21 protein-coding genes, 1 tRNA gene and 1 pseudogene are annotated in these 25,779 nt (G+C 66.9%); 15 read left to right on the top strand and 8 right to left on the bottom strand.

Annotation, left to right across the window (positions count from 1 at the left end; all coding sequences use genetic code 11):
- Nucleotides 1-122 precede the first annotated feature (122 nt).
- Nucleotides 123-2,123: a DNA primase gene (dnaG, locus tag C8J30_RS10310; RefSeq protein WP_110805772.1), complete on the bottom strand. Its 2,001-nt coding sequence runs from the start codon at nt 2,121-2,123 to the stop codon at nt 123-125.
- Between the two features lie 300 nt (nt 2,124-2,423).
- Between dnaG and C8J30_RS10305 the strand changes: the two genes are divergently transcribed.
- Genes C8J30_RS10305 through C8J30_RS10295 form a run of 3 tightly spaced genes read left to right on the top strand, consistent with a single transcriptional unit; the run spans nt 2,424 to nt 5,319 of the window.
- Entirely contained in the window at nt 2,424-4,133 is a 1,710-nt protein-coding gene (locus tag C8J30_RS10305; protein ID WP_181420845.1) for a vWA domain-containing protein, read from the top strand.
- A gap of 10 nt (nt 4,134-4,143) precedes the next feature.
- Nucleotides 4,144-4,680, top strand: coding sequence for a TadE/TadG family type IV pilus assembly protein (locus tag C8J30_RS10300; protein ID WP_110805770.1), 537 nt, complete (start codon nt 4,144-4,146; stop codon nt 4,678-4,680).
- Between the two features lie 9 nt (nt 4,681-4,689).
- Nucleotides 4,690-5,319, top strand: coding sequence for a TadE/TadG family type IV pilus assembly protein (locus C8J30_RS10295; RefSeq protein ID WP_110805769.1), 630 nt, complete (start codon nt 4,690-4,692; stop codon nt 5,317-5,319).
- A 2-nt stretch (nt 5,320-5,321) separates the two neighbouring features.
- On the opposite strand, the gene C8J30_RS10290 is transcribed toward C8J30_RS10295, so the two are convergent.
- The gene (locus C8J30_RS10290; protein ID WP_110805768.1) at nt 5,322-5,909 is read right to left on the bottom strand and encodes a TetR family transcriptional regulator; all 588 of its coding nucleotides are present in this window, start codon (nt 5,907-5,909) and stop codon (nt 5,322-5,324) included.
- 96 nt (nt 5,910-6,005) lie between these two features.
- On the opposite strand from C8J30_RS10290, the gene C8J30_RS10285 reads away from it, so the two are divergent.
- The 5 genes from C8J30_RS10285 to C8J30_RS10265 all read left to right on the top strand — a co-directional run bounded on the left by C8J30_RS10285 (nt 6,006) and on the right by C8J30_RS10265 (nt 10,818).
- Nucleotides 6,006-6,203, top strand: a complete 198-nt coding sequence (locus C8J30_RS10285; RefSeq protein WP_110805767.1) for a hypothetical protein — start codon at nt 6,006-6,008, stop codon at nt 6,201-6,203.
- A 76-nt stretch (nt 6,204-6,279) separates the two neighbouring features.
- On the top strand, nt 6,280-7,578 hold the full coding sequence (locus C8J30_RS10280) for a homoserine dehydrogenase (protein ID WP_110805766.1): 1,299 nt from the start codon (nt 6,280-6,282) through the stop codon (nt 7,576-7,578).
- A gap of 162 nt (nt 7,579-7,740) precedes the next feature.
- Nucleotides 7,741-8,706, top strand: coding sequence for a class II fructose-bisphosphatase (gene glpX, locus C8J30_RS10275; protein WP_110805765.1), 966 nt, complete (start codon nt 7,741-7,743; stop codon nt 8,704-8,706).
- Between the two features lie 136 nt (nt 8,707-8,842).
- Complete coding sequence (recJ, locus tag C8J30_RS10270; RefSeq protein ID WP_110805764.1) at nt 8,843-10,585, top strand: single-stranded-DNA-specific exonuclease RecJ; 1,743 nt, start codon at nt 8,843-8,845, stop codon at nt 10,583-10,585.
- 158 nt (nt 10,586-10,743) lie between these two features.
- Nucleotides 10,744-10,818, top strand: a tRNA-Glu gene (locus C8J30_RS10265).
- A 69-nt stretch (nt 10,819-10,887) separates the two neighbouring features.
- Here C8J30_RS10265 and C8J30_RS10260 read toward each other — a convergent pair.
- A complete protein-coding gene (locus C8J30_RS10260) occupies nt 10,888-12,033 on the bottom strand; it encodes an HPP family protein (RefSeq protein ID WP_110805763.1) in 1,146 nt (381 codons plus the stop codon).
- A gap of 158 nt (nt 12,034-12,191) precedes the next feature.
- Here C8J30_RS10260 and efeU point away from each other — a divergent pair, with 158 nt between their 5' ends.
- From efeU to C8J30_RS10235, 5 genes are all read left to right on the top strand, one after another.
- Nucleotides 12,192-13,022 carry an iron uptake transporter permease EfeU gene (gene efeU, locus C8J30_RS10255; RefSeq protein ID WP_110805762.1) on the top strand — a complete coding sequence of 277 codons (831 nt, stop codon included), beginning with the start codon at nt 12,192-12,194 and terminating at the stop codon, nt 13,020-13,022.
- A gap of 4 nt (nt 13,023-13,026) precedes the next feature.
- Nucleotides 13,027-14,163 (top strand): cupredoxin domain-containing protein, encoded by a 1,137-nt coding sequence (locus C8J30_RS10250; RefSeq protein ID WP_110805761.1) that lies wholly within the window; start codon nt 13,027-13,029, stop codon nt 14,161-14,163.
- A 1-nt stretch (nt 14,164) separates the two neighbouring features.
- Nucleotides 14,165-15,466, top strand: a complete 1,302-nt coding sequence (gene efeB / locus C8J30_RS10245; RefSeq protein WP_110805760.1) for an iron uptake transporter deferrochelatase/peroxidase subunit — start codon at nt 14,165-14,167, stop codon at nt 15,464-15,466.
- A gap of 15 nt (nt 15,467-15,481) precedes the next feature.
- Nucleotides 15,482-16,285: an iron uptake system protein EfeO gene (gene efeO / locus C8J30_RS10240; RefSeq protein WP_110805759.1), complete on the top strand. Its 804-nt coding sequence runs from the start codon at nt 15,482-15,484 to the stop codon at nt 16,283-16,285.
- Nucleotides 16,286-16,429: 144 nt separating this feature from the next.
- Nucleotides 16,430-18,532: a cache domain-containing sensor histidine kinase gene (locus C8J30_RS10235; RefSeq protein WP_110805758.1), complete on the top strand. Its 2,103-nt coding sequence runs from the start codon at nt 16,430-16,432 to the stop codon at nt 18,530-18,532.
- A 108-nt stretch (nt 18,533-18,640) separates the two neighbouring features.
- On the opposite strand, the gene C8J30_RS10230 is transcribed toward C8J30_RS10235, so the two are convergent.
- Nucleotides 18,641-19,159, bottom strand: a complete 519-nt coding sequence (locus tag C8J30_RS10230; RefSeq protein WP_110805757.1) for a DUF2478 domain-containing protein — start codon at nt 19,157-19,159, stop codon at nt 18,641-18,643.
- An 82-nt stretch (nt 19,160-19,241) separates the two neighbouring features.
- Nucleotides 19,242-20,132: a LysR substrate-binding domain-containing protein gene (locus tag C8J30_RS10225; protein ID WP_110805756.1), complete on the bottom strand. Its 891-nt coding sequence runs from the start codon at nt 20,130-20,132 to the stop codon at nt 19,242-19,244.
- Between the two features lie 91 nt (nt 20,133-20,223).
- Between C8J30_RS10225 and C8J30_RS10220 the strand changes: the two genes are divergently transcribed.
- On the top strand, nt 20,224-21,093 hold the full coding sequence (locus tag C8J30_RS10220; RefSeq protein WP_110805755.1) for a DMT family transporter: 870 nt from the start codon (nt 20,224-20,226) through the stop codon (nt 21,091-21,093).
- A 263-nt stretch (nt 21,094-21,356) separates the two neighbouring features.
- Complete coding sequence (locus C8J30_RS10215) at nt 21,357-22,643, top strand: RsmB/NOP family class I SAM-dependent RNA methyltransferase (RefSeq protein WP_245909761.1); 1,287 nt, start codon at nt 21,357-21,359, stop codon at nt 22,641-22,643.
- Between the two features lie 7 nt (nt 22,644-22,650).
- Here the strand turns inward: C8J30_RS10215 and C8J30_RS10210 are convergent, their stop codons facing one another.
- The 3 genes and pseudogenes from C8J30_RS10210 to C8J30_RS10200 all read right to left on the bottom strand — a co-directional run.
- Complete coding sequence (locus tag C8J30_RS10210; protein WP_245909760.1) at nt 22,651-24,621, bottom strand: YgiQ family radical SAM protein; 1,971 nt, start codon at nt 24,619-24,621, stop codon at nt 22,651-22,653.
- Between the two features lie 618 nt (nt 24,622-25,239).
- Nucleotides 25,240-25,509: pseudogene (locus C8J30_RS10205) on the bottom strand (integrase core domain-containing protein); the annotation flags it as partial.
- A gap of 156 nt (nt 25,510-25,665) precedes the next feature.
- Nucleotides 25,666-25,779 (bottom strand): integrase core domain-containing protein (locus tag C8J30_RS10200; protein ID WP_146227878.1); only part of this gene is annotated, 114 nt, incomplete at its 5' end.

The following is a 25,779-nucleotide window of genomic DNA, read 5'->3' as shown; positions in this document are numbered from 1 at the left end:
GCGCTCCTCGTCGGGCTGCATCGGGGCTGCGCACGGGCTGGCGCACAGCGAGTCGAATCGGTTCTGGCCGTTTTATCGAATCACGGCAACGAATCACAGGGGCGAATCAGCTGAGAAAATTCTCATCCGCCGCCGTGCTTGTCGAGCAAAGACTGCAGGAAATCCGACATGGCGGCCCGGTCCTCGCCCAGGTCGCCCGTGTCTTCGAGTTTTGACTTTCCGGCACGATGAAAGGCTTTCGTCGCTTGGCTGATCCGCCATGTCACGCCCTCGTCGGCCAGGCCTTCGAGCGCTTCCACGGCTTCTTCGGTTTCTGCCCGCACCGCCCGCGCCGCCTGCAACTTGGCCAGTTCCTCTGCCAGACACATGCGGGCAAAGTCACCGTCGTCGCGGCGCAGCACCGGAGGGGCCGAGCGCACATGGGGATGCGACATCAGCGTTTCAAGCACCTCCGGGTTTTCCCGCGCCAAAGCTTCCGCGAGAGCCTCGGGAGGCTGGTGTGCCTGCATCAGCATCGTGTCGCGCAGCGTCGAGAAACCCGGCCCGGACAGGCGCAACCGCTCGATCTGGGTTTCGAATTCGGCCACCAGCGCGGGATGGGCGCACAGGATCGCCATGATCATCGTCTCGCGCAGCTGTTCAGCCACCGCCTCGCTGCCCGCCGAGGCCAGAAGCGAGGCCCTTGTGGCGGAAAGCGGCAGCGCGGGCGGCTTTGCGCCGCGCGGACCCGTGCCCGGGCTGCGGGGCCTGAAACTGTTCGGCCCCTCACTGCGCGGCCCCTCACTGCGCGGCCCATCACTGCGCGGCATCGTCCAGCGCGGCGCCTGCCCGCCACGCGACAGGCCGAACAGATCGTCACGCAGGCGCTTGATGTCTTCGCCGTAATGGGCGCGGATCGAGGGATCGGCGATCTTCTTCAGCGCCTCGCGCAGGGTCTTGTCGAGCGCGGCCTTGCGTTCGGGGCTGTCGAAGACCTTGCCCTCGGTCTCGCGGCTCCAAAGCAGATCGACCATCGGCTTGGCGCCCGCCAGAACCCGCTCCATCGCGTCGCGGCCCTCGGCCTTGATCAGCTCGTCCGGGTCCTGCCCGCCGGGCAGGATGGCAAAGCGCAGCGCCTTGCCCGCTTCCAGCAGCGGCAGGGCCAGATCGACGAGCCGCAGCCCGGCCCGCAGCCCGGCCGCGTCGCCATCGAGTGCGATGATCGGCTCGTCCGCGATGCGCCACATCAGTTTCAGCTGGTCTTCGGTGATCGCCGTGCCAAGGGGGGCGACGGCGCCGGTGAAGCCCGCCTCGACCAGCGCGATCACGTCGACATAGCCCTCGGCGACGATCAGCGGCTTGCCCTTGCCGCAAGCCTCGCGCGCGGGGCCAAGGTTGTAGAGATTGCGGCCCTTGTCGAAAAGCTCGGTCTCCGGGCCGTTGAGGTATTTCGCCCGGGCATTCGGGTCCATCGCCCGCCCGCCCAAGCTGATCGCCCGGCCGCGCGCGTCGCGAATGGGAAAGATGATCCGGCCGCGGAAGCGGTCATAGGGGGTGCCGCCATCCTCGGGCCGGATACACAGCCCCGCATCGACGATCAGATCGGGGGCAATGCCCCTGCCCGTCAGCGCCTGAAACAGCGCCTGTCGACTGTCGGGGGCGAAGCCGATCTCGAAGCGTTCAAGCGCCGCCGGGGCCAGCCGTCGCCGTGCCAGATAATCGCGCGCGCCCGCCCCCGCCTGCGTGCTCAGTTGCAGGCGGAACCATTTCACCGCCTCTTCCATCACCCGCACGAGTTCGGTGCGCCGGTCCGCCTTTTGCGCCGCCTGCGGATCGCGGGCGGGCATCACCATGCCCGCTTCGCGCGCCAGGATCTCGACCGCCTCCATGAAGCCGACGTTTTCCGTTTCCTTCACGAAGCCGACGGCATCGCCCTTGGCGTGACAGCCGAAGCAGTAATAGAAGCCCTTGCGGTCATCGACGTGAAACGAGGCCGACTTTTCGTGATGGAACGGACAGGGCGCCCAGAAGTCGCCCTTGGCGCGGTTCGACTTGCGCTGATCCCAGATCACCTTGCGCCCGACCACCTGCGACAGCGGCAGGCGGTTGCGCAACTCGTCAAGGAATCCGGGCGGAAGGGACATGGCACCTATATCGGGATTCGGAGCGTCAGTGTCGAGAGGCCCAAAGGCGAATCGATACGGCGTAAAGATTAACATCCCTCTAATCGTCGCCGAAAAACGAGAATTCATGTCACGCATTGTCTGGATCGCGGAAACCGCAGCGACAACCCCCGCCAAACCGTTGCCAATCCCTGCATAATCAACGGCCTGCGCCTTGCATGCGCCACATTTCCGCCCCGATCCGGCGAGATAAGGGGGATGGAACACTGTCTACCGGCGCGCGAGTCAGGGGTGGGTCGCACGCGGGATCGGAGAAGCGTGATGAAATTGAGCAGTCGAGACGGGAAGGATCGGAACAGCGGGTTGCTGCGCCGTTTGGTTCGCAACGAGGATGGCGCACTGATCATCCTGTCGTTGCAAATCTTCATCCTGATGCTCGTCTGCACCGGCGTCGCCATCGACCTCGTCCGGGTCGAGGAACGCCGCGCCGTGATCCAGAACACGCTCGACCGGGCCGCGCTGGCCGCGGCCTCGCTCTCGCAAGATCTCGACCCCACCTTCGTCGTGGACGATTACCTGAAGAAAGCCGGGCTCGATTATCTCGACATCGATCCCGTCGTCGAGGAAGGCAACTTCCACGAGTGGCGCCGGGTGACGATCGTCGCCAAGGACAAGATGCCGACGATCTTCAAGCCCTTCACCGGGATCGACTACCTGACGGCGAACGGCAACAGCCAGGCGCTCGAGGCGATCGGCAACGTCGAAATCTCGCTTGTGCTCGACGTCTCGGGCTCGATGAACGACACGGTCAGCTCCTCCACCCGGATCGCGTTGCTGAAGACGGCGGCGAAGAACTTCGTCACCAGCATGTTCGAGAAGGTCCAGCCCGCCAGCGCTCCCGCCGGCCGCCTCTCGATCTCGGTCGTACCCTACAACCAGCAAGTCATCCTGGGGGACAAGACCTCCCGGGCCTTCACGCTCAGCACCGACCACACCCAGAACACCTGCGCCGACCTGACCACGCTGCCGACCAACAGCCTTGCCGTCTCGCCGTCGACGACGCTGACGCGCACGATGTATGGCGACAGCTTCGACTACTGGGGCCAGAATGCGCTGGGTCAGGGGACGTGGAACCTGAACACCAACGTGACGAACCTCAACTGCGAGGAAAGGGCCGCCACCTCGGTTCTGGCCTTCGCCACGGACAAGACGACGATCATGAACAAGATCGAAGGTCTGACCGCCAAGGGGGACACGGCCATCGACATGGGCGCCCGCTGGGGTCTGGCGCTGCTCGATCCGGCCGCGCGTCCGGCGCTGAACACGCTGATCACCAATGGCGATGCCAGCAATGTCATCCGGGGCCGCCCGCTCGACTATGACGACGGCACCAAGGACATCGACGAGACCGCGCTGAAAGTGCTCGTGCTGATGACCGACGGTCAGAACACCCGGAGCTATTCGACCAAGGCCGACTACCGCACCGGCAACTCCGGCTTCATCTCGATGAAAAACGCCACCGCCTTTTCGACCGACTCGAACGGCTATCTGACCGGCGACTGGGACCAGCTTTACTACTACCTGCCCGCGAAGGGCTCGGCGCCCTACTTCCGGATGCGCGACAGCACCTGGCTGTCCAGCCTGCCCGCGGGAACGAAGTATCAAATCACCTGGCCGACGATCTGGAGCAAGAACCTGACGCTGCAATATGTGATCAAGGTGTTCCTGACGCCGCCGCTGAAAAGCTACAACGCCGCCAACACCAAGGAAGCGCTCTATGCGCAGATGGCGATCCAGTCCGAGTTCGCGCAGAAGGACAGCGATCTGTCGGCCCTGTGCACAACCGCCAAGAACAGCAGCCGCGGCGTCATCATCTTCACCGTTGCGGTCGATGCGCCGACGAACGGGGTCAACATCCTGCGCAACTGTGCGACCGCAGATACCTATGCCTATGACGTGGCCGGGGCGAACGTCTCCGACGCCTTCGCCTCGATCGCCGAGGCCATCAACGCCCTGCGTCTGACGAACTGAGGGGATCGGCATGCTCTCGCGCCTGCGCAGACGGCTGTGGCGACGCGCCCGCTCGGAAGAGGGGGCGGTCACCATCCCCGCGGTGATGTGGCTGCCGCTCTTCATCATGATCATGGTGGCCTCGGTCGACATGAGCGTGCTGATCATCAAGCAGACCTTGTTCGACCGCGGCGTCGACCTTTCGACCCGGATCCTGCGGCTCGGCATCGAACCCCTGCCCAGCCACGACGTGCTCAAGCGGTCGATCTGCAAGAACATCGCCTTCATCAGCAATTGCATGGACCGGCTGGCGGTCGAGGTATTCCCGATCGACACCACGACCTGGACCTCCACCAACAGCTCGGGTCTGGTGTGCACCGATTCCTCGAGTGCCGTGGCCCTGTCGCCGCAGATCCTGCGCGGCGGCACCAACCAGCTGATGATGCTGCGCGCCTGCCTGAAGATCGACACGATGATGCGGGCCGACCCCTTCGCGATGGCGCTGCGACGCGATGCTGGCGGACAGGTCGCGCTGGTCTCGATCACCGCCTTCGTCAACGAACCATAGTGTGCAGCGATGAAGATGCTCCGCAAATTCTGGCGCAATGAAACCGGCTCGATCCCGATCGAGGGGATCTATGCCTCGCTGCTGCTGCTGGGCTGGCTCGCCGTCGCCTTCCAGATCTCCGACGCCTTCCGCACGCGTCTGCTGGCGTCGCAGGCCAGCTATGCGGTGGGCGATCTGATCTCGCGAGAGCAGAACGCCATCGGCCCGACCTATGTCACCGGCCTGAAGAAGGTGTTCGACTTCATCACCCACGTGCCGAACAGCAATTACACCTGGATGCGGGTGACATTGGTCTCCTGCTCGGCGGTCTCGAACACCGACAATTGCGACGGCACGACCAAGATCTTCTCGCTGGTCAGCTCCTATTCGACGGCGGAATCGAACGGCATTCACAAGCACACCCAGGCCACGATCAACCTTGATGCCGACCGCATTCCGGTGATGGCGGCGGGCGACATGGCGGTGATCGTCGAGACCTCGATGCGCTATTACCCGATCTTCGGCATCGGCGACCGCGCCTTCCGCACCGGCGGCAGCACCGCCTTCACCACGATGGGGCTGAGCGAGAGGCTGCGCTTTTCGAACTTCGTCGTCACCCGTCCGCGCGGGCCGCGCACGGTCTGGGATGACGCGAAATAGGCTCAGGCGCCGACCGCCTTGCGCACCATGTCCCAATAGATCGTCTCGACGGTCTCGCGGCTCAGCCGCCCGCCTTCGCGGAACCAGGTGTTCACCCCGGTCAGCATCGCGATGATCGCCATCGTCGCCAGTTTCGTATCCGGCAGGGCAAAGACCCCCTCGGCCTGACCCGCCCGCAGGATCGTTTCCAGCTCGGTCTCATAGGCTTTGCGCAGCGCCTCGATCACCGCGAAGTTCTCGGGCGAGAGGTTGCGCAGTTCCATGTAGCTCAGGAACACCGCCTCGGCGCGGGGCAGGTTGTGGCGGATGTGAAAGCGCACGAAAGTTTCGAGCGTGGCAAGCGCCCCCGCCCCGCGCGGCTCTTCGGCCCAGGCGGCGAGCAGCTCGTCCATATGCGCCTTCAGCAGATCGAAGAGCAGCGCCTCCTTGTCGGGGGTGTACAGATAAAGCGCCCCCGCCTGCACACCCACCGCCGCCGCGATCTGCCGCATCGAGACGGCGGCAAAGCCGTGCCGCGCAAACAGACGGCTGGCCTCGGCGCGGATGCGCGGGCCGGTGATTTCGGAATGGGACCCTGTCTTGCGTGCCATCCGCGCAAGATATCTGAACGCGCGTTCAATATCAAACCGGCTCTGGCGGCGGGCGACGGGGCCCTTTATGCTGCGGCCAAGCCACCCGGAGCCCCCATGCTGCGCCCTGCCCTGCTATTGCCGCTTGCCCTTGCCGCCTGTTCGGCCGCCTCCGGCGCGGATTTCCCGAAGCTGATGCCGACCGACACCCTTCTGGTCGAGGAACCGCTCTCGCCCTCGCCCGCGCCGGGGCTTGAAGCGCGCGCCGATGCGCTGCGCGCCCGCGCCGCGGCGCTGCGATCCGCCACCCCGTAACGACACGCCGCGCGTTGCTTTGCGGCGCGCGAAAGGCTAACAGGGCGCATCTGATCGCCAACAGCATGAGGTTCCCATGACCGCCGCCGCCGCCCAACCGCTCCGTCTCGGCATTGCGGGGCTTGGCACCGTCGGCATTGGCGTGGTGAAAATCGTGCAGCGGCACGCCGATCTTCTGGCCGCCCGCACCGGGCGCCCGGTGGTGATCACCGCCGTCTCGGCGCGTGACCGCACGAAGAACCGCGATGCGGACCTGTCGAATTATGCCTGGGAGACCGACCCGGTGGCGCTGGCGCTGCGCGACGATGTCGACGTGCTCGTCGAGGTGATGGGCGGCCACGAAGGCCCGGCCAAGGACGCGACTGAAGCCGCGCTGAAGGCGGGCAAAGATGTCGTCACCGCGAACAAGGCGCTGCTGGCGCATCACGGTCAGGCCTTGGCGGAACTCGCCGAGGGGCTCGGCCGGGTGATCCGTTTCGAAGCCGCCGTGGCCGGAGGCATCCCGGTGATCAAGGCCCTGACCGAAGGGCTCGCGGGCAACCAGATCCGCCGCGTCATGGGCGTGATGAACGGCACCTGCAACTACATCCTGACCCGGATGGAAACCGCGGGCCTGCCCTATGACACGGTGTTCGAGGAAGCCCGGCAACTGGGCTATCTGGAGGCCGACCCGCAGCTTGACGTGGGCGGCATCGACGCGGGCCACAAGCTCTCGATCCTTGCCGCCATCGCCTTTGGCACCAAGGTCAGCTTCGCCAATGTCGTGCTGGAAGGGATCGGCTGCATCTCGATTGACGATATCCGTCGCGCCGGTGACATGGGCTACAAGATCAAGCTTCTGGGCGTGGCGCAGATGACCGGCCGCGGGCTCGAGCAACGCATGATGCCCTGCCTCGTGCCCTCGTCCTCGCCGCTTGGCCAATTGCAGGGCGGCACCAACATGGTGGTGATCGAGGGCGACTCGGTCGGCCAGATCGTGCTGCGCGGCGCGGGCGCGGGCGAAGGCCCGACGGCTTCGGCGGTGATGGGTGATGTGCTCGACATCGCGCGCGGGCTGCGCCTGCCGACCTTCGGGCAACCGGCCGCGAGCCTTGCCGATCCGATCCCCGCCGTCGTTTCGGCCCCCGCGCCCTATTACCTGCGCCTGCACCTGCTCGACAAACCCGGCGCGCTGGCCAAGGTCGCCGCCGTGCTGGGCGAGGCGGGCGTCTCGATCTCGCGCATGCGCCAATACGGCCACGAGGACACCTCGGCCCCGGTGCTGATCGTCACCCACAAGACCACCCGCGACGCGATCGACGTGGCCATCGCGGGTCTTCCCGCCACCGGCGTCGTGACGGGCGCCCCGGTGGCGCTCCGGATTGAGGAAGTCTGACCCAAGCCGCCCAAGTCCGGTGCATCTGCGCACCAACCCGGGCGGTGATCCGCTGCGGCTCTCGACAGATTGAACGCAGTTTCAGATCGTTAGCGCTGTCAGACTTGTCAAAACGGCGCGCCTCTGGCCTAGCTGGCGCAATCCAAACGCACAGGACATGCCATGACCACCCCCACCGATTTCAACGATCGCCTGCTGTCGCTCGGCCTTGCGCGCGTCTCGGAAGCCGCCGCCCATGCTTCGGCCCGGCTGATCGGGCACGGCGATGAAAAGGCCGCTGACCAGGCCGCCGTGAACGCGATGCGCGAGCAGCTCAACATCCTCGACATCCGCGGCGTCGTGGTGATCGGCGAGGGCGAGCGGGACGAGGCCCCGATGCTTTACATCGGCGAAGAAGTCGGCACCGGCGAAGGCCCGGCGGTGGATATCGCGCTTGATCCGCTTGAAGGCACGACGCTGACGGCGAAGGACATGCCGAACGCGCTGACCGTGATCGCGATGGCGCCGCGCGGCACGCTCCTGCACGCGCCCGACGTCTACATGGAAAAACTCGCCATCGGGCCGGGGTTCGAAAAGGACGTGGTCAGCCTCGACATGACGCCGTCGGAGCGCATCCATGCGCTGGCCAAGGCGAAGGGCTGCGAGGCCCATGACATCACCTGCTGCATCCTTGAGCGTCCGCGCCACGAGGACCTGATCGCCGAGGTCCGCGCGACCGGTGCCTCGATCCGGCTGATCACCGATGGCGACGTCGCGGGCATCATCCACTGTGCCGAACCCGACGTGACCGGCATCGACATCTACATGGGCTCGGGTGGCGCGCCGGAGGGCGTTCTGGCGGCCTCGGCGCTCAAATGCATGGGTGGTCAGATGTGGGGCAAGCTCTTGTTCCGCAACGATGACGAGCGCGGCCGGGCGAAAAAGGCCGGGATCACCGATCTCGACAAGATCTATGCGCGCGACGACATGGTCCGCGCCGACGTGATCTTTGCCGCGACCGGCGTGACGAACGGCTCGATCCTGCACGGGGTGAAGCGCAACCCGAAATTCATCGAGACCGAAACGATCCTGATGCGGTCGAAAACCGGTTCGGTGCGCCGGGTGATCTATCGCAACCCGATCCGCTGAGGCAAATCAACGGGGGGCTGCCGCCCCCCGCACCCCCTGCGCGTATTTTGCCAAGGAAAAGCAGGCGCGGTTCCCCGGAACGGCGCAGCACCGCCCGCCACTGGCGGGCGTTTCGTTTTTTCGCTAGACCCGAACCATGAACAGCTTTCTCGATGTCGATACGTCGCTGACCGGGCGGCGCTGGGTCGGCCCCAGCCTCGAGGCCGATCGTCTGGCCGAGGCGATGGCACAAGCGACCCGCCTGCCCTTGCCTTTGGCCCGCGTTCTGGTGGCGCGCGGCGTGACACCCGAGGAGGCGGCGGGGTTTCTGGAACCGACCCTGCGCGATCTGCTGCCCGATCCGCATCGGCTGAAGGACATGGAAAAGGCCGCCGTGCGGTTTTTGCGGGCGGTGAAGAGCCGCGAAAAGATCGCGATCTTTGCCGATTATGACGTCGATGGCGGCTCTTCGGCGGCGCTGCTGATCTGCTGGCTGCGCGCCTTCAACCATGTGCCCACGCTCTACATTCCCGACCGCATCGACGAGGGCTATGGTCCGAACGTCCCCGCGATGCAGGCGCTCGGGCGCGAGCACGGGCTGATCGTCTGCGTCGATTGCGGCACGCTCAGCCACGAGCCCGTCGCGGCCGCCGCGCCTGCCGATGTGGTCATTCTCGACCACCATCTGGGCGGCGAGACCCTGCCCCCCGCCACGGCCTGCGTGAACCCGAACCGGCAGGACGAGCCGGGCGATCTGGGTCATCTTTGTGCCGCCTCGGTGGTGTTCCTGATGCTCGTGGAGGCGAACCGGCAGCTGCGGGCCGAGGGCGTCAAGGGCCCCGATCTGATGGCCATGCTCGATCTCGTCGCGCTGGCCACCGTGGCCGATGTGGCGCCGCTCCTGGGCGTCAACCGGGCGCTGGTGCGGCAGGGCCTGAAGGTCATGGCCCGGCGCGAGCGGCCGGGGCTGATGGCGCTGTCCGACGTGGCGCGGCTCGACAAGGCGCCGACCGCCTATCATCTGGGCTTTCTGCTCGGGCCGCGGGTCAATGCGGGGGGCCGGATCGGCGCCGCCGATCTGGGGGCGCGGCTCTTGTCCACCGACAACCCGACCGAGGCCGCGGCTCTGGCCGAGCGGCTCGACCGGCTGAACACCGAGCGCCGCGAGATCGAGAACCGGGTCCGCGACGCCGCGCTGGCGCAGGCCGAGGCCCGGGGGCTTGATGGCCCGCTCGTCTGGGCCGCGGGCGAGGGCTGGCATCCGGGCGTCGTCGGCATCGTTGCCGCGCGGCTCAAGGAGGCGACGAACCGCCCCGCCGTGGTGATCGGGCTCGAGGGCGGCATCGGCAAGGGCTCGGCCCGCTCGGTCGCGGGCGTCGATCTGGGCGCGGCGGTGCAACGGGTCGCGGCCGAGGGATTGCTGATCAAGGGCGGCGGGCACCGGATGGCGGCAGGTCTGACCGTGGCCGAGGATCAGCTTGACGCTGCGATGGCCCGGCTCGCCGAGTTGCTCGCCCGGCAGGGCGCAGGCGCGGGCGGCCCGGCCGATCTGCGGCTCGACGGCCTTCTGATGCCCGGCGCGGCGACGCCCGCACTGATGGAGGATCTCGACCGCGCCGGTCCTTATGGTCAGGCGGCCCCCTCGCCGCGCTTTGCCTTTGCCGCGATGGCGATTCTGAACAGCCGCCGGATCGGTGAAAACCACCTGCGTCTGAGCTTCGGCGACGGGCTTGGCGCAAAGCTCGACGCGATTGCCTTTGGCGCCTTCGACGGCCCGCTTGGACCCGCGCTTTCGGCGGGCGGAGCGGGGCGGTTCCATCTGGCAGGCAAGCTCGAACTCGACAGCTGGGGCGGCCGATCCAAGGTGCAATTGCGCCTTGATGATGCCGCGCGCGCCTGACCCGCCCGCCCCAAGGCCCTGTTTTCCTGTTATTTTTAAGGTTTTCTCAGGGATCGCGAAGAAAGTTTGGAAAAACTGCAAAAACCCTCTTGCGAGTCACCTGCGCCTGGCCTAAACACCCCTCACGCCGCGCAGCACAGCTGACAAAGCGAAAAGGTGGTCCGTTCGTCTATCGGTTAGGACACCAGGTTTTCAACCTGGGAAGAGGGGTTCGACTCCCCTACGGACTGCCAAAATTCTCCACAAGATGTGACGAGACAGCCGCTTCAAGCGGCTTTTGGCTTTTGTGACGCTGCCCCCCCTTAACTGTCACGCACGGCCCGTCGGGCCAGAGCCGCGATCAGATCGGTGCGGGTGACGATGCCGGTGATCTCCTGCCCCTGCAGCACCGGAACCGCATCGATCCGGCCATCAGCCATCATCGGCAAGAGCGCCGCGATCGGCGTTTGCGGCGTCACGCGCGGGATCGCCACCGCCATGATATCCGCGGCAGAAACCTTGGGCGCCCCCTTCGGATCAAAAAGCCGCCGGGCCGCCGCTGCAAAGCCGCGATCAAGGCGCAGCGCATCCTCGCGCGCGCGCAAGATCAGATGGATCTGGAAGATCACCCCCAGAAACCGCCCCTCGGCCCCCACGACCGGCAGCGAGGTGAAACGATGACGCTGAAACAGCGCCGCCACCTCGGTCAGCGGCGTTTCGGGGCGCACGGTGATCAGATCGCGCGACATGATCTCGGCCGCGGTCATCGGCCCGGTGCGATGCGTCGCCGCCTGCAATTCCGCCGCGCCAACGAGCCGGGCCAGATCCTCGACCCCGAGGTTGAGCGATTGCCGGGTCCGGGTCAGGATCTCGGTCAGCTCGTCCTCGGTCAGGCCCAGCCGCTCAGGGGGCGCGGCATCGGCGGTGCGATGCGGGTTCGGGGCCTCGAACTGCCGGAACGGATAGTGCCGCCCGGTCAACCGCGCATAGCCCGCAGCGAGCGCCACCAGCGCCAGTGTGCCAAGCCCGACCGGCATCAGCACGAACCAGAAATCAAGCTGCGCCACCGCATCGGGACGCAGCGCCGTCATCATCGCCACCGCCCCCGCGGGTGGATGCACGGCGCGGGCCAGAATCATCACGACCACCGCCAGCCCCACCGCCCCCGCGACGCGCAGGCCGGGATCGATCGGCACATGCGTGGCGGCAACGCCGATCAGCGCCGCCAGCATGTTGCCGACCAGCGCCGACCAGGGCTGCGCCAGCGGACTGGAGGGAACCGCCAAAAGCAGCAGCGCCGTCGCCCCGAAGGGCGGCACCAGCAGATAGCCAAGCCGCAGCCCCTGCGGCGGAAGCAGCGGGAACAGGCTGAGCACCGCCAGCGCGGCAAAGACACCGAATCCGGCCCGCAGGGCCTCGCGCAGACCGGCGCACGGCACCGCTGGCCCAAGGGATCGCAGGATGCGCATCGGTTCCTCCCGTTTTCGGCAGCATTCCCTGTCCGCGTGCAGGGATCAAGCCCCGGGGCCGCCGTCGCGGGGTCAAACCGGCAAAGCTCGACAAGATATATCTTGACTATTTTAATCGGCATGAATATCCGACAAAATGAATAAGGATAGGACATGCCATGCTTGCCCCGCTTCTGATCATGTTGCGCGAAGGGCTCGAAGCCGCCCTTGTCGTCGTCATCATCGCCGCTTACCTGCGCCGGACCGGCCGGGGCGCCTGGATTGGCGCGATCTGGGTCGGTGTCCTGTTTGCCGTTGCGCTGTCGCTATTTGTCGGCGCGGGGTTGCAATTCCTGCACGCGGGCTTTCCGCAAAAGACCCAGGAGGGGTTCGAGGCTGCCGTCGCCCTGATCGCGGTCGGTGTCCTCGTCTGGATGGTGTTCTGGATGCGCGCCGCCGCGCGCTCGATCCGGGCGACGCTCGAACGGGGCATCGACGCCGCCTTCGACACCGCGCCCGGACAGGGCACGATCTGGGCGCTGATCGCGATGTCCTTCTTTGCCGTCGCCCGCGAGGGGCTCGAATCGGTCTTCTTCCTGCTCGCGATCTTCGAACAAAGCCCCGGCCCGGCCGCCCCCCTTGCGGCGCTGGCGGGCATCGCGATTTCGGTCGTGCTCGGCTTCGGGATCTATTCGGGCGGGATGCGGCTCGACCTGCGCCGGTTCTTCCGCGTCTCGGGGCTCTTCATCCTGTTCGTCGCCGCCGGGCTGCTCTCGGGCGCGCTGCGCAGCCTGCATGAGGCCGGGCTCTGGAACGCGCTGCAAATCCCCGCCTGGGATCTGAGCCATGTGCTGCCCAACGCCTCGATCCTTGGCACCGTGCTCTCGGCGCTCTTTGGCTATCACGACAGCCCGACGGTGGGCGAAGTGGGCCTCTGGGCCGCTTTCCTTGCCGTGACGCTGCCCTTGTTCCTGCGTCCCGCCCCTGCCCTTCTTCCGCAAAAGGCCTGATCCGATGAGCACCCCTGCGCAAGCGCCGTCCGGGCGCCTCATTCCGCTGCTTCTGGGCACGGGCGGCCTCTTGGTTCTGGGCGGCGTCGCGCTGTTCTGGCTGGCCTCGGCGCAAAACAAGCCCGAAACCGCGGGGGCGATCCCGGTGACCGTCACCGCCACCGCCTGCGAGCCGATGGCGCTCGAAGTGCCGGCGGGCCCCGCAAGTTTCCTGATCCGCAATGCCTCGGATCGGCCGGTGGAATGGGAAATCCTGAATGGCGTGATGGTGGTGGCCGAGCGCGAAAACATCGCGCCCGGGTTTTCCTCGGTGCTGAGCGAGCGGCTGAAACCGGGCGTCTATGACATCACCTGCGGGCTTCTGTCCAATCCGCGTGGCAAGCTGACAGTGCTGGCCACGGCCGAAAGCGCCGCCGAGACCGCCGCGCCGCCGCTGCGCGAGCTGATCGGGCCGCTGTCCGAGCGCAAGGTGCAGCTGATGAAGGCGGCGGGGAAATTCGCCCGCGCGGCGCAGGCGCTGCAACAGGCGATCGACGCGGGCGATCTGGCGGCGGCGAAGACCGCCTGGACGCAAGCGGCGGCGGATTGGGCAAGCCTTGGTACGGTGGCGCCGCAGGCGGCCGATCTGCAAAACCGCATCGCGCCGCAAGCGGCCTGGCTTGCCAAACGCGAGGCGGACCCGAGGTTCACCGGCCTGCACCGGCTTGAATACGGGCTCTTCGCCCAATCCTCGCTGGACGGCCTCGCCCCGGTCGCGGCGGCCCTGAGCAAGGATGCGGTGGAGTTTCAGGCCCGCGTCAAGGCCTTCGACGGCACGCCCGAGGGCATCGCCGCCGATGCCGCCCGCTATGCCCGCAGCCTCGCCGATGCGACCGCGGCCAACAGCCTGACCCCCTATGCGGGCGACGATCATCTGCTGCTGGCGGCCGGGCTCGAGACGCTCGAGCGTGCCCGCGCCGTGCTCGACCCGCTGCTGAGTGCCGCCGATCCGGCGCAGGCGGCCAAGGTCACGGTCAGCATTGAAACCGTTCATGCCGCGGTGACCGCGGTTCCGCTCGACCACAAGGCCACCGCCGCGGCGCTGACTGCCGCCGCCGATGCCCTGGCCGGGATCAATGCCACGCTTGGACTGGAGCCCTGAGATGAGCCATTCCCCCTCTCGCCGTGCCGTTCTGGGCGGGCTTGGCCTCGGCCTTGCCGCCTGCCCCTTCAGCCTTGGGCGCGCCCGGGCGGAAACCGCGCCGCAAGCCTCGGCGCTGACCGCCGCGCCGCAGGCGGGCACGACCTCGGCCGCCGACCGCATCGCGCCCTTCGGCCGGTTTCAGGCGGGCATCGTCACGCCGCGCCCGGCCTGGGGTCTGGTCGCGGCCTTCGACGTGATCGTCGACACCCCCGCCGATCTGGAGCGACTGTTTCGCCGCCTGACCGAGCGGATCGCCTTCCTCACGAGCGGCGGCAAGGTGCCCGAGCTTGACCCCGCCCTGCCGCCCGCCGACAGCGGCATCCTTGGCCCCGAGCTGCGCCCCGATGCGCTGACGGTGACACTGGCGCTTGGCGCCTCGCTGTTTGAGGCGCATCCGTGGCTTTCGGCGCTGCGCCCGGTGCAGCTGACCCGGATGACCGGCTTTCCGAACGACGCGCTGAACCCCGATCTGTGCCACGGCGACATCGCGATCCAGATCTGTGCGAACACGCAGGAAACCATCATCCATGCGCTGCGCGATCTGATCAAGAACCTGCCCGATCAGCTGGTGCTGCGCTGGAAGCAGGAGGGCAACGTGCCCGTGATTCCGCCGCAACCCGCGGGCGTCGTCGAAAGTGCGCGCAATTTCCTCGGCTTCCGCGATGGCTCGGCGAACCCCGACAGTGCCGACGGGGCGCTGCTGGACCGCGTGCTTTGGGTGCATGACGCCGCCGAGCCAACTTGGGCAAAGGACGGCAGCTATATGGCGGTGCGGCTCATCCGCAATTTCGTCGAACGCTGGGACCGCACACCGCTTGCGGAACAGGAACGCATCTTCGGCCGCACCCGCATCACCGGCGCCCCCCTCGACAAGCGCCACGGCACCGAGGCCGACGTGCCCGATTACGCCGCCGACGCCGAGGGCACGGCGACGCCGCTCGACAGCCATATCCGCCTCGCCAACCCGCGCGATGCGGAGGGCATCAAGCATCTGATGCTGCGCCGCCCGTTCAACTATTCGAACGGGGTGACGAAATCAGGCCAGCTTGATCAGGGGCTTCTGTTCATCGCCTGGCAGGCCAGCCTGACCGATGGCTTCATCGCCGCGCAGACGCGGCTGAATGGTGAACCCCTTGAAGAATATATCAAACCCGTGGGCGGAGGCTATTTCTTCGCCCTCCCGGGCTTTGGGCCCGGACCCGATGATTACCTCGGCCGTCAGCTGATCGACGCCATCGGCCACGCTCCGCAAAAGACCTGAGAAAGGACGACCCCGATGAAGATGCTGTCTCTTGCCGCCACGCTGGCCGCTCTCGCCACCCCCCTTGCCGCGGGCGAAGCGACGCTCGACCTTGTGGCGCCGATTGCCGATTACAAGCTTTACGTCTCGGAAAACACCGAACAGCTGGTGGCCGACACCTCGGCTTTCGTCGCCGCGGTGAAGGCGGGCGAGATCGACAAGGCGAAGGCGCTGTTTGCGCCCACCCGGCTTTCGTATGAAAAGATCGAACCGGTAGCCGAGCTTTTCGCCGATCTCGACGCGCCGATCGACGCCCGCGCCGATGATTACGAAAAGGCCGAAGCGGACCCGGCCTTCACCGGCTTTCACCGGCTCGAATATGCGCTCTGGGTCGAGGGCAAGACCGATCACGTCACCGCCGTCGCCGACAAGCTCGAAGCCGATGTGACCGAGCTTGCCAAGCGCATCGACAGCCTGACCTTCCCGCCCGCGGTGGTGGTGGGCGGCGCCTCGGTGCTGATGGACGAGGTCGCGGCGACGAAGATCTCGGGCGAGGAAGACCGCTATTCCCGCACCGACCTGTGGGATTTTCAGGGCAATTTCGACGGTGCCAAGAAGATTGTCGATCTCTTCGGCCCGATGGTCGAGGATCGCGATTTCGTCGCCTCGGTCGAGGGGAATTTCGGCAAGGTCTATGACACGCTTGGCAAATATCGCGAGGGCGACGGCTTCGCGAGCTACGAGAAACTGACCGACGAAGACCGCAAGCGGCTCTCGGCGCTGGTCAACACGCTGGCCGAAGACCTGTCCACCCTGCGCGCCCGGCTTGGCCTGAGCTGACGCGGCCCAACGAAAACGCCCCCCGATCCGGTCGGGGGGCGCCAGCTTGCGACGGCTTCATTCCGACGCAGGGCAAGCCTGTTCAGGGATTTGGAAACAGATCGGACTATAACGGGGCGACTCGACCCAACCGGGACGCCCCTGATGGCCAAAACAGCAACGGAACAGGTGGGCAGGAAAAGCCCCGGCACGAACCCCGTGCCGCTCAAGGCATGGCTCTGGCGGTCCTACGTCAAGGCGGCGCTGATCCCGCTTTTGCTGATCGAATTCGGCTTCGTCGCGATCTACTGGGGCACGAGCCAGGTGGTCTACGATCGCTCCGCCGCCGCCATCACCCGGATTTCGACCGATACCGTCCGCGACGCCGCCTCGCGCGAGGCGAATATCATCGCGCATCGGCTCGACGCGATCACGGCGATGACGCGCATCTATGCCGGAGAGGCCGGCCGCGCCCTGCAGACCCCGGCCCTCGTCTCCGAGGCCGAACAGGAAAATCACGCGCTCAGCCCCGACGGCGCCTTTCACACCCTGCGCGATACGGGCGGCTCGGCCGTCTTCTATTCCGGCATCGTGCCGGTGGGGGAGGCGGAAATGGACAAGGTCTGGCGCACGGTGCGGCTCGATCCGCTGATGCGCTCGATCAAGGACAGCGATCCGCTGATCGCGCAGCTCTATCTGAACACCTGGGACAGCCTGAACCGCATCTATCCCTGGTTCGACGTGCTCGAAATCTATCCGCCGAAGATGGATATCCCGAGCTACAATTTCTACTACGAGGCCGATGCCGCCCATGACCCCGAACGCAATCCGGTCTGGACCGACGCCTATGTCGATCCGGCGGGGGGCGGCTGGATGGTCTCCTCGATCGCGCCCGTCTACAGCCCGGCCCGCCTTGAAGGCGTGGTGGGCATCGATGTCACCATCGGCACCATCGTGCAGCGCGTGCTCGACATCCGCATTCCGGGCGACGGCTATGCCGTGCTCGTCGGTCGCGACGGCACCATTCTGGCGCTGCCCCCGAAGGGCGAGACCGATCTGGGCCTGAGCGAGTTGCTGGATCACAGCTACGAAGAGGCGATCCTCAAGGACACGTTCAAGCCCGCGGAATTCAACATCTTTCGCAAACCGATGCTGAGCGAGCTGGCCCGCGCGATGAAGATGCAGACCCATGGCGTGCGGCGTATCGATCTCGGTCGGCCGATGATCGCCTCCTGGGCGAAGGTGGCGGGACCGAACTGGTCGCTTGTCGTTCTGGCCAGCGAAGACAGCGTTCTGGCCGCCTCAAGCGATCTGCGCAGCCAGCTTGCCTTCGTTTCGAAAGGGATGCTCGGCATCCTGCTGGTCTTCTACGCAGGGTTCTTTGCCTTCCTGTGGCGCCGCTCCGCCACGATGAGCGACCGGGTGGCGCAGCCCCTGGGCGATCTCGAACATCGGATGGCGGTGATTTCGGATGGCGGCACCCTGCCCCCCGCCCCGCCCTATGCGATCGAGGAATTGCAGAAGGTGGGCGAGCATCTGGTGCGGATGGGCGACAAGATCGACGCGGCGAACCGGACGAAGGCGAATTTCCTCTCGGCGATGAGCCATGAGCTGCGCACCCCCCTGAACGCGATCATCGGTTACGCCGATCTGCTTGAGGGATCGGAGGGAATGCGGCTTGATGGCGAACGTCTGGCGCAGGTGCGCGGGATTTCGACGGCGGGCTGGGATCTGGTGCGGCTGGTCGATGTCGTGCTCGATCTGAGCCGGATCGAGCAGCAGGATCTGCGGCTGGCGGCCGAGCCGCTGGACCTTCCGGCCCTGCTCGCCGAGACGCTGGAGGCGCATCGCCCGGAAGCCGCCAAACGCGCCGTGACGCTTGATCTGCCGCCGCCCGCGCAGCCGCTGCCGGAGCTGCGGGGCGATGCCAAGATCCTGCGGCGGATCCTGGATGAGCTGGTCTCGAACGCGGTGAAATACAACCTGCCCGGCGGCACGGTGACGGTGCAGATCGACCCCGAGGATGACGGCCGCGTGCCGGTGCGGATCATCGATACCGGCGTCGGCATCGGCGCCGAGCACCGCGACGGCGTGTTCAAGGCCTTCCACCGGCTCGGTCACGAGAACAGCACGATCAGCGGCGCGGGCATCGGGCTTGCGATCGCGAAGCGCTTTGCAGATGTCGCGGACTGCGGCCTCGACTTCGACAGCGTCGAGGGTCAGGGCTGCACCTTCACCCTGCGCATCCCCTGCCGGCCCTGCGCCTGAAACGGCCCGGCGGTCAGCAGGGGCCAGGCCACGCGCAAGATGGGACACGCGTCATCCGCGGCGCGGCCGATCCCCTCGCCCCCAAGGCAAGCCGTCGCGGCCAAGCCGTCACGAAGCGGCTTGCCTCTCTTCCATGCCCGCCGCGAGCCAGCGCAGCAGCGCCTCGGGCGCGGCGTCGAGCCGCTGCGCAAGCCCGGAGCCGAAATCCGCGAAAGCGGCCGCATTCAACCCATTCAGCCCCACCAGCACCGGCACACCCTGCGCCAGCGCCTCGCCGATCAGCGCGCGAAAGCCGCGCCCCTCGGCCTCGTGCTTGCCGAACTTGTTCACGACCATCAGATCGGCCCCCGCCGCCAGCGCCGTCTCGGTGCGCGCCACGGCCTCTTCAAGCGCGGCGGGATCAAGACGGCAGCCGCGCGACCCCGTTCCCGGATCTTGCGAAATCCGCAGCACCGGACCGCCCGGCAAGACCGTCACATCCATGTCGCACCGCCCGGTGCGCGGATTGTCGGTATTCACCTGCACCGTGCCGATCACCCTCAGGCCGCGCCGCGTTGCGGTTTCGACAAACTCCGCCAGCAGCCGGTTCGTTTCGCCGCCCTCGGCCTGCAGATATGCCAGTCGCATCCTGTCTCTCCCCGTTCGCGGCCTCACGATACCCGGCGCGCGCGGCCGTATCGAGGGGTTTTCGTGCCAGCTGCCGCGAGGATCACGCCGCCGGCTCATCGCTCCGCATCGGTGTCGAGACCGGCCCGCGCAATTCCGCGGTCAGAAAGTCATGCAGCTGCCCGGTCAGATGGCCCTCGGCGCCGGGGCTGGCCAGCAGGCTCAGATCGAACATCGGCAGGCTTGGCATGCCATCGGCCTCGCTCAGCGCCACAAGGCCGGGGGGAATGCTGGCCTCGACCATCCCCACCACCGCGAGCCCGGCCTGCGCGACGGCGATCAGCCCGTGCAGGCTCTTGCTTGAACAGACGACGCGGTGGCGCCGATCCACCGCCTGCAACGCCTCGAGCGCATAGCGCCGCGCAATGTCGCCCGCCTCGAAAAGCGCCACCGGCAGGGGATCGCGCAGCCAGGCGGCCTGATCGGGCGCCGCGGCCCAGACGAACCGTTCCTGCCGCAAGATCGCAAAGGGCTGATGCGGATACCGGGTGACCAGCGCCAGATCGATCCGTCCGGTCTCCAGATGCCGCAAAAGCGCCGCGGAGGGCTCGCAAATCAGCTCGATCTCGACGAGCGGGTGATGCTGGGCAAACCGCGCCAGCACCGGCAACAGCAGATAGGCGGCGTAATCCTCGGGCACGCCGAGCCGCACCAGACCCGCCTCCTGCGGGCGGCGCAGGCTGGCGAGCGCCTCGTCCGACAGACGCAGCAGCCGACGCGCATGCAGCAGCAGCTCCTCGCCCGCCGGGTTCGGGCGCAGGGTCCGGCCGTCGCGGCGAAACAGCGGTCGCCCCACCTCGTCTTCAAGCCGCTGGATCTGCATGCTGACCGCCGACTGGCTGCGACCGACCCGCGCCGCGGCGGCCAGAACGCTGCCGCCATCGATCACGGCGACGAAGCTGCGCAGAAGGGCAAGATCGAGCGGTTCCGGCATATCAGATTTCCTGAGGATAGGTCTCAATACTATTCGTTTGATTGAATGTGGGCGCAAGCCCTAGATGAGGCGAAACGGAAAGAGGCCGCAGATGCGTTACGGAACAGGCATGGCACTGGTGATTGCGGCGGGCCTGCTGTGGTCGTTTCAGGCGCTGATCATTCGTCAGATCGACGCCCCGGGCCCCTGGCCGATCCTGTTCTGGCGCTCGGCGACGATGGTGGCGGTGGTGATCCTGTTCCTGCGGGCGCGCGGCACGGCGCTGATCCCCGCGCTGCGCCGGGGCGGCATGGCCGGGGTGATTGGCGGGCTTGGCCTTGTCGTGGCGATGGGCGGCGCGATTCTGGCGTTTCAATCGACCAGCATCGCGAATGCGGCTTTCCTGTTTGCCGCCTCGCCTTTCCTGACCGCGGTTCTGGGGCGGCTCGTCCTCCGGGAGGCGGTGGCGACCCGCACCTGGTCGGCGATCGGCGTCGCGCTGGTCGGCATCTTCATCATGGTGCAGGACGGGCTGGCCTCGGGGGCGATGATCGGCAACATCGCGGCGCTGCTGTCGGCTTTCGGCTTCGCGACCTTCACCGTCGCGCTGCGCTGGCGCCGGATCGAGGACAGCTTTCCCGCGACGGTGCTGGGCGGGATCTTTGCCAGCCTTGTCGCGGCGATGATGGCGGGCTTCACCGGACAGGAGTTGCTGCTGCCCGCGCCCGATCTGCTGTGGTGCGCGCTGATGGGCATGGGCACGCTCGCGGGCGGGATGATCCTTTACACGCTTGGCAGCCGGGTCGTGCCCTCGGCCGAACTCACACTTCTGTCGAATGTCGAGGTGATGCTGGCCCCGGTTTGGGTCTGGCTGGTGATGGGCGAGACGGCGCGCGCAGGCACCTTGCTTGGCGGGGCGATCTTGCTGACGGCGATCGTGCTGAATGCGGCGGCGGGGGTGCGTCAGCTCGCCCGGGCGTAAGCGCGACTGGCCTCCTGCCCCGACGGGGGCGGGACACGAGGCGCCGGGGGCGGGACACCGTCCGCCCCGATCACCAAGGTCACGAATGCAGGTTTCCAAACGCCGATCGACCCGGTAAGTTGCCGATCCGGCTGCAAGGCCGCTGGTGGCTGGCCAACAGGTGCGAACAGTGACCGGGCATCGCTCTCGCACCTGCCATCGCTTCTCATCCAGATCGTCTGACCGTGACCCCTGCTGCCCGTCTGCAAGCCATCCTTGAGCTCATGTCCGAAGTCGACAGCGTCGCGCGTCCTGCCGATGCCGTCGTGTCCGCCTGGTTTCGTGCCCGCCGCCAGATCGGCGAGGAAGACCGGGGCGAGATCATCGCCGCGCTGCATGCGCTCTTGCGCCATCAGGCCCGGCTGGGCTGGTGGCTTGATCGGCACGGGCGCAAGGACACCCACCGCAACCGGCTGCTGGCCTTTCTGACGCTGGTCGAGCGGCGCACGCCGGAGCAGATGAAGCGGCTGTTCAGCGGTGCGAAATATGCGCCCACGATCCTGACCGAGGCGGAACACACGCTGGTGGTCAAGCTGCATGGCGGCACGGTCGACAGCCCCGCCATGCCCGAGGATGTGCGGCTGGAATGCCCGGATTGGGCGGCCGAGGCGCTGCGGCGCCGCTTCGGCGCGGAATTCGCGACCGAGATGGCGGCGATGCTGACGGTGCCGCCGCTCGATCTGCGGGTGAACACGCTCAAATCCACGCGCGAGACGGCGCTGCGGGCGCTGCGCGAGATCGGTCTTCCGGCCGAGCCTTCGGCGGTGGCGCCCTCGGGCATTCGGGTCACCGCGCGGCTGTCGCTGGGACGGCTGCCGGGGCTGAAGGACGGCGCGATCGAGATTCAGGACGAGGGCTCGCAGCTTGTCGCGCTGCTGGTGGCGGCGCGGCCCGGCGATCGTGTCGTCGATTTCTGCGCCGGCGCAGGCGGCAAGACGCTGGCGATCGCGGCGCAGATGCAGAACAAGGGCCGGATCATCGCCTGCGACGTGAACGAGGGGCGGCTGAAACGCTGCGCCGAGCGCGCGCGCCGGGCCGGGCTGCAGAATGCCGAGACCCGGCTTCTGGCCAGCGAGACCGACCGCTGGGTGAAGCGTCACAAGGCCAGTTTCGACCGCGTGCTGGTCGATGCGCCGTGCAGCGGCACCGGCACCTGGCGGCGGAACCCCGATGCGCGCTGGCGCTCGCCGCAGGAGCAGGGCGTGGACAATCTTGCAGCGCTGCAGGGCCGGATTCTGGCCAGCGCGGCGCGGCTGGTGAAGCCCGGCGGGCGGCTCGTCTATGCGACCTGCTCGCTGCTTGCCGAGGAAAACGAGGATCGGGTGGCGGCCTTCCTTGCGGCGCATCCCGATTTTTCCGTCGTGCCGCTCGCCGAGGTGGCGCCGCAGCTGACCGGCTCGGCGCATCCCGACTATCTGTCGCTGACGCCTGCGCGCCACGACACGGACGGCTTCTTTGCCGCCGTGCTGCAACGCGCCGCAACCCCGGCCCCGTCCGGGGACGCGGCCTGATCCCGGCTCATTTCTTCGGCGTTTTCGGAAACGGCACGCCCTTGGTGGTGAAGGTCTTCGCCCCCGGCCCCGGCCGCGAGGAGCTGCGCTTCGGCGCCGCTTTGCCCGCCACGGTCTTGCCGGTTCCGGGCGGCTGATGCCCGGGCACCAGATGGTTCACCCCGGTGCCGATCAGATCGGCCCGACCCATGTCCTTCAGCGCCTCGCGCAGAACCGGCCAGTTGTCCGGGTCGTGATAGCGCAGGAAGGCCTTGTGCAGCCGCCGCTGCCGTGCGCCCCGCACCGTGCCCACGGGCTCCGAGGCGCCGCGCCGCACGCCTTTCAGCGGGTTGATGCCGGTGTGATACATCGCCGTCGAGGTCGCCATCGGCGAGGGCAGGAAGGTCTGCACCTGATCGGCCCGATAGCGGTTCTTCTTCAGCCACAGCGCGAGGTTCAGCATGTCCTCGTCGGTGGTGCCGGGATGGGCGGCGATGAAATAGGGGATCAGGAAATACTTCTTGCCCGCCTGTTTCGCCGCGGCGTCGAACATTTCCTTGAACCGGTCATAGGTGCCGATGCCGGGCTTCATCATCACGTCAAGCGGCCCGCGCTCGGTATGCTCCGGCGCGATCTTGAGGTAACCGCCGACGTGATGGGTCACCAGTTCCTTGATGTATTCCGGGCTTTTCACCGCCAGATCGTAGCGCACGCCTGACGCCACCATCACCTTCTTGATCCCCTTCACCTCGCGGACCTTGCGATAAAGCCGGATCAGATCGTCATGCGAGGTGTCGAGGTTCGGGCAGATGTCCGGGAAGACGCAAGACGGCAGGCGGCAGGCCGCCTGAATCTTCGGGTCCTTGCAGGCCATCCGGTACATGTTCGCGGTCGGCCCGCCGATGTCGGAAATCACGCCCGCAAACCCCGGGGTCTTGTCGCGGATATGCTCGATTTCCCGCAGGATCGAGGCTTCCGAGCGGCTCTGGATCACCCGGCCTTCATGCTCGGTGATCGAGCAGAAGGTGCAACCGCCAAAGCAGCCGCGCATCACCGTGACCGAGGTCTTGATCATGTCCCAGGCCGGGATCTTCGCCTCGCCATAGGACGGGTGCGGCGCGCGGGCATAGGGCAGGTCATAGACCGCGTCCATCTCCTCGGAGGAGAGCGGAATCGGCGGCGCATTGAGCCACAGATCGCGGTCGCCGTGCCGTTGCACCAGCGGGCGGGCATTGCCCGGATTGGCCTCGCGGTGCAGCACGCGCGAGGCGCGCGCGTAGGCCTCTCGGTCGGTTTCGACCTGCTCGAAGGACGGCAGGCGGATCACCGTATTGCCCGCCGTGCGGCTTGCCCCCTCGTCGGCGCTGTCGAGATCGTCGGCGGGCAGTTCGGTGTAGCCTTCGGGCACCGGGCGGAACAGCGCGACACCCCGGATGTCGGCCAGATCGCGCGGGCTTTCCCCCGCGGCCAGCCGGTTCGCCACCTCGACCACGGCGCGCTCGGCATTGCCGTAAAGCAGCAGATCGGCCTTGGCATCGGCGAGGATCGAGCGGCGGACCTTGTCCGACCAGTAGTCGTAATGGGCGATGCGGCGCAGCGAGGCCTCGATCCCGCCCAGGATCAGCGGCACGTCCTTGTAGGCTTCGCGGCAGCGTTGCGCATAGACGATGGTGGAGCGGTCGGGCCGCTTGCCGCCCTCGCCGCCGGCGGTATAGGCGTCGTCGTGGCGCAGCTTGTGATCCGAGGTGTAGCGGTTCACCATCGAATCCATGTTGCCGCCGGTCACGCCGAAGAAGAGCCGCGGCTTGCCCAGCGCCCTGAACGGCTCGGCCGATTGCCAGTCGGGCTGCGACAGGATCCCGACACGGAAGCCCTGCGATTCAAGCAGGCGGCCGATGATCGCCATGCCGAAGCTCGGGTGATCGACATAGGCGTCGCCGGTGACCAGAATGATATCGCAGGCGTCCCAACCCAGAGCCGACATTTCGGCCCGGCTCATCGGCAGGAACGGCGCTGCGCCTGCGCCCGAAGAGCCTCGGCCCGGGCGCGGTGTGATGGAAGTATGAGAGATGGACATTGTGCAAGGTATAGGGCGCGATCGGGATCATTTCAACTCGGCTCGCTGCCGAGGGTGAACGCTTGCAGATGCGCAATAAGCCCGACACCGGCGGGCTTGCGATGCCAAGCGGCCTGCCGCGTCCAGCACCAGCTCGCTCTCGAGGTGGCCGAGAAAATCGCGAAACCGCGCCCCGGCGCGATCGGGGCCCAGATCGACCCATTTCTCGGCCCGATCGCCATTCGTCAGCACGGTGACCGAGCCCGGGCTTTCGGCGGTGTCGTGGTTTTCGGCGAAGGTCACCGCCTGCTCTGGCACCTCGGCCAGAAAGCTGGCGTCGAAGATCTGCCGCAGGTCGAAGTCATCGCCCGCCCGTGAAGCCTCGTGAAACTTCATGTGCAGCCCGACGTCAAACAGCGCCAGTTGCGTGTCGACCTTGTCGAGATAGTCCCGCAGCGCGCCCACATCGGGTTTCCAGTCCTCGGCGACCACGAAAAGCTCGGGGCTCACCGTCTCGCGCAGATGCCCGACCCCGTCACGAAAGAACCAGACGGGGATATTGTTCAGTCCCGGCATCTGGTGGATCGGGTTCAAGATGAATCTGTCAGGCTCTGATGTCCAGATCTTGCAGATGTATTCGTAAGGCGTGAGACCGCCGAGGGTCTTGAGCCTTCGTGCGAAGTTGTAGGCCGCCATGAAGTCCGCGAGGTGCGTTCGCAGCTGGTCATGGCTGTCGTAATGGAAGCGCTTGACGGTGGCCTCCTTGATCGTGCGGTTCATTCGTTCGACCTGACCATTGGTCCACGGGTGGTTGGGCTTGGTCAGCCTGTGCCGATCCCGTTTGCCTCGCAGAGTTGGAGGGGACCGTGGCCCCTGTGGGGCCACGCAAGCCCCGGAAACGGCGAAGCGCATCGGCCGGGAGTAGATGGTGTGAGGTGGTCCCCGTTTTCCGGACAGATTTGCGGCGTTGCTAAGCTTGCCCGTTGATCAAGCCGCCGCCTTCAGGTCTTGGCCCTGATGGGCCTCAACCGGTGTCCTTCCGCCAAGCGCCGAATGGGGGCGCTGCGTGTTGTAGAAGTCGATCCATTTGCCGATGCCTGC

This window comes from Rhodobacter viridis (assembly GCF_003217355.1).
In the GTDB taxonomy this organism is placed as follows: Bacteria; Pseudomonadota; Alphaproteobacteria; order Rhodobacterales; family Rhodobacteraceae; genus Rhodobacter; species Rhodobacter viridis.
This window is presented reverse-complemented; position numbering and strand designations above follow the sequence as displayed.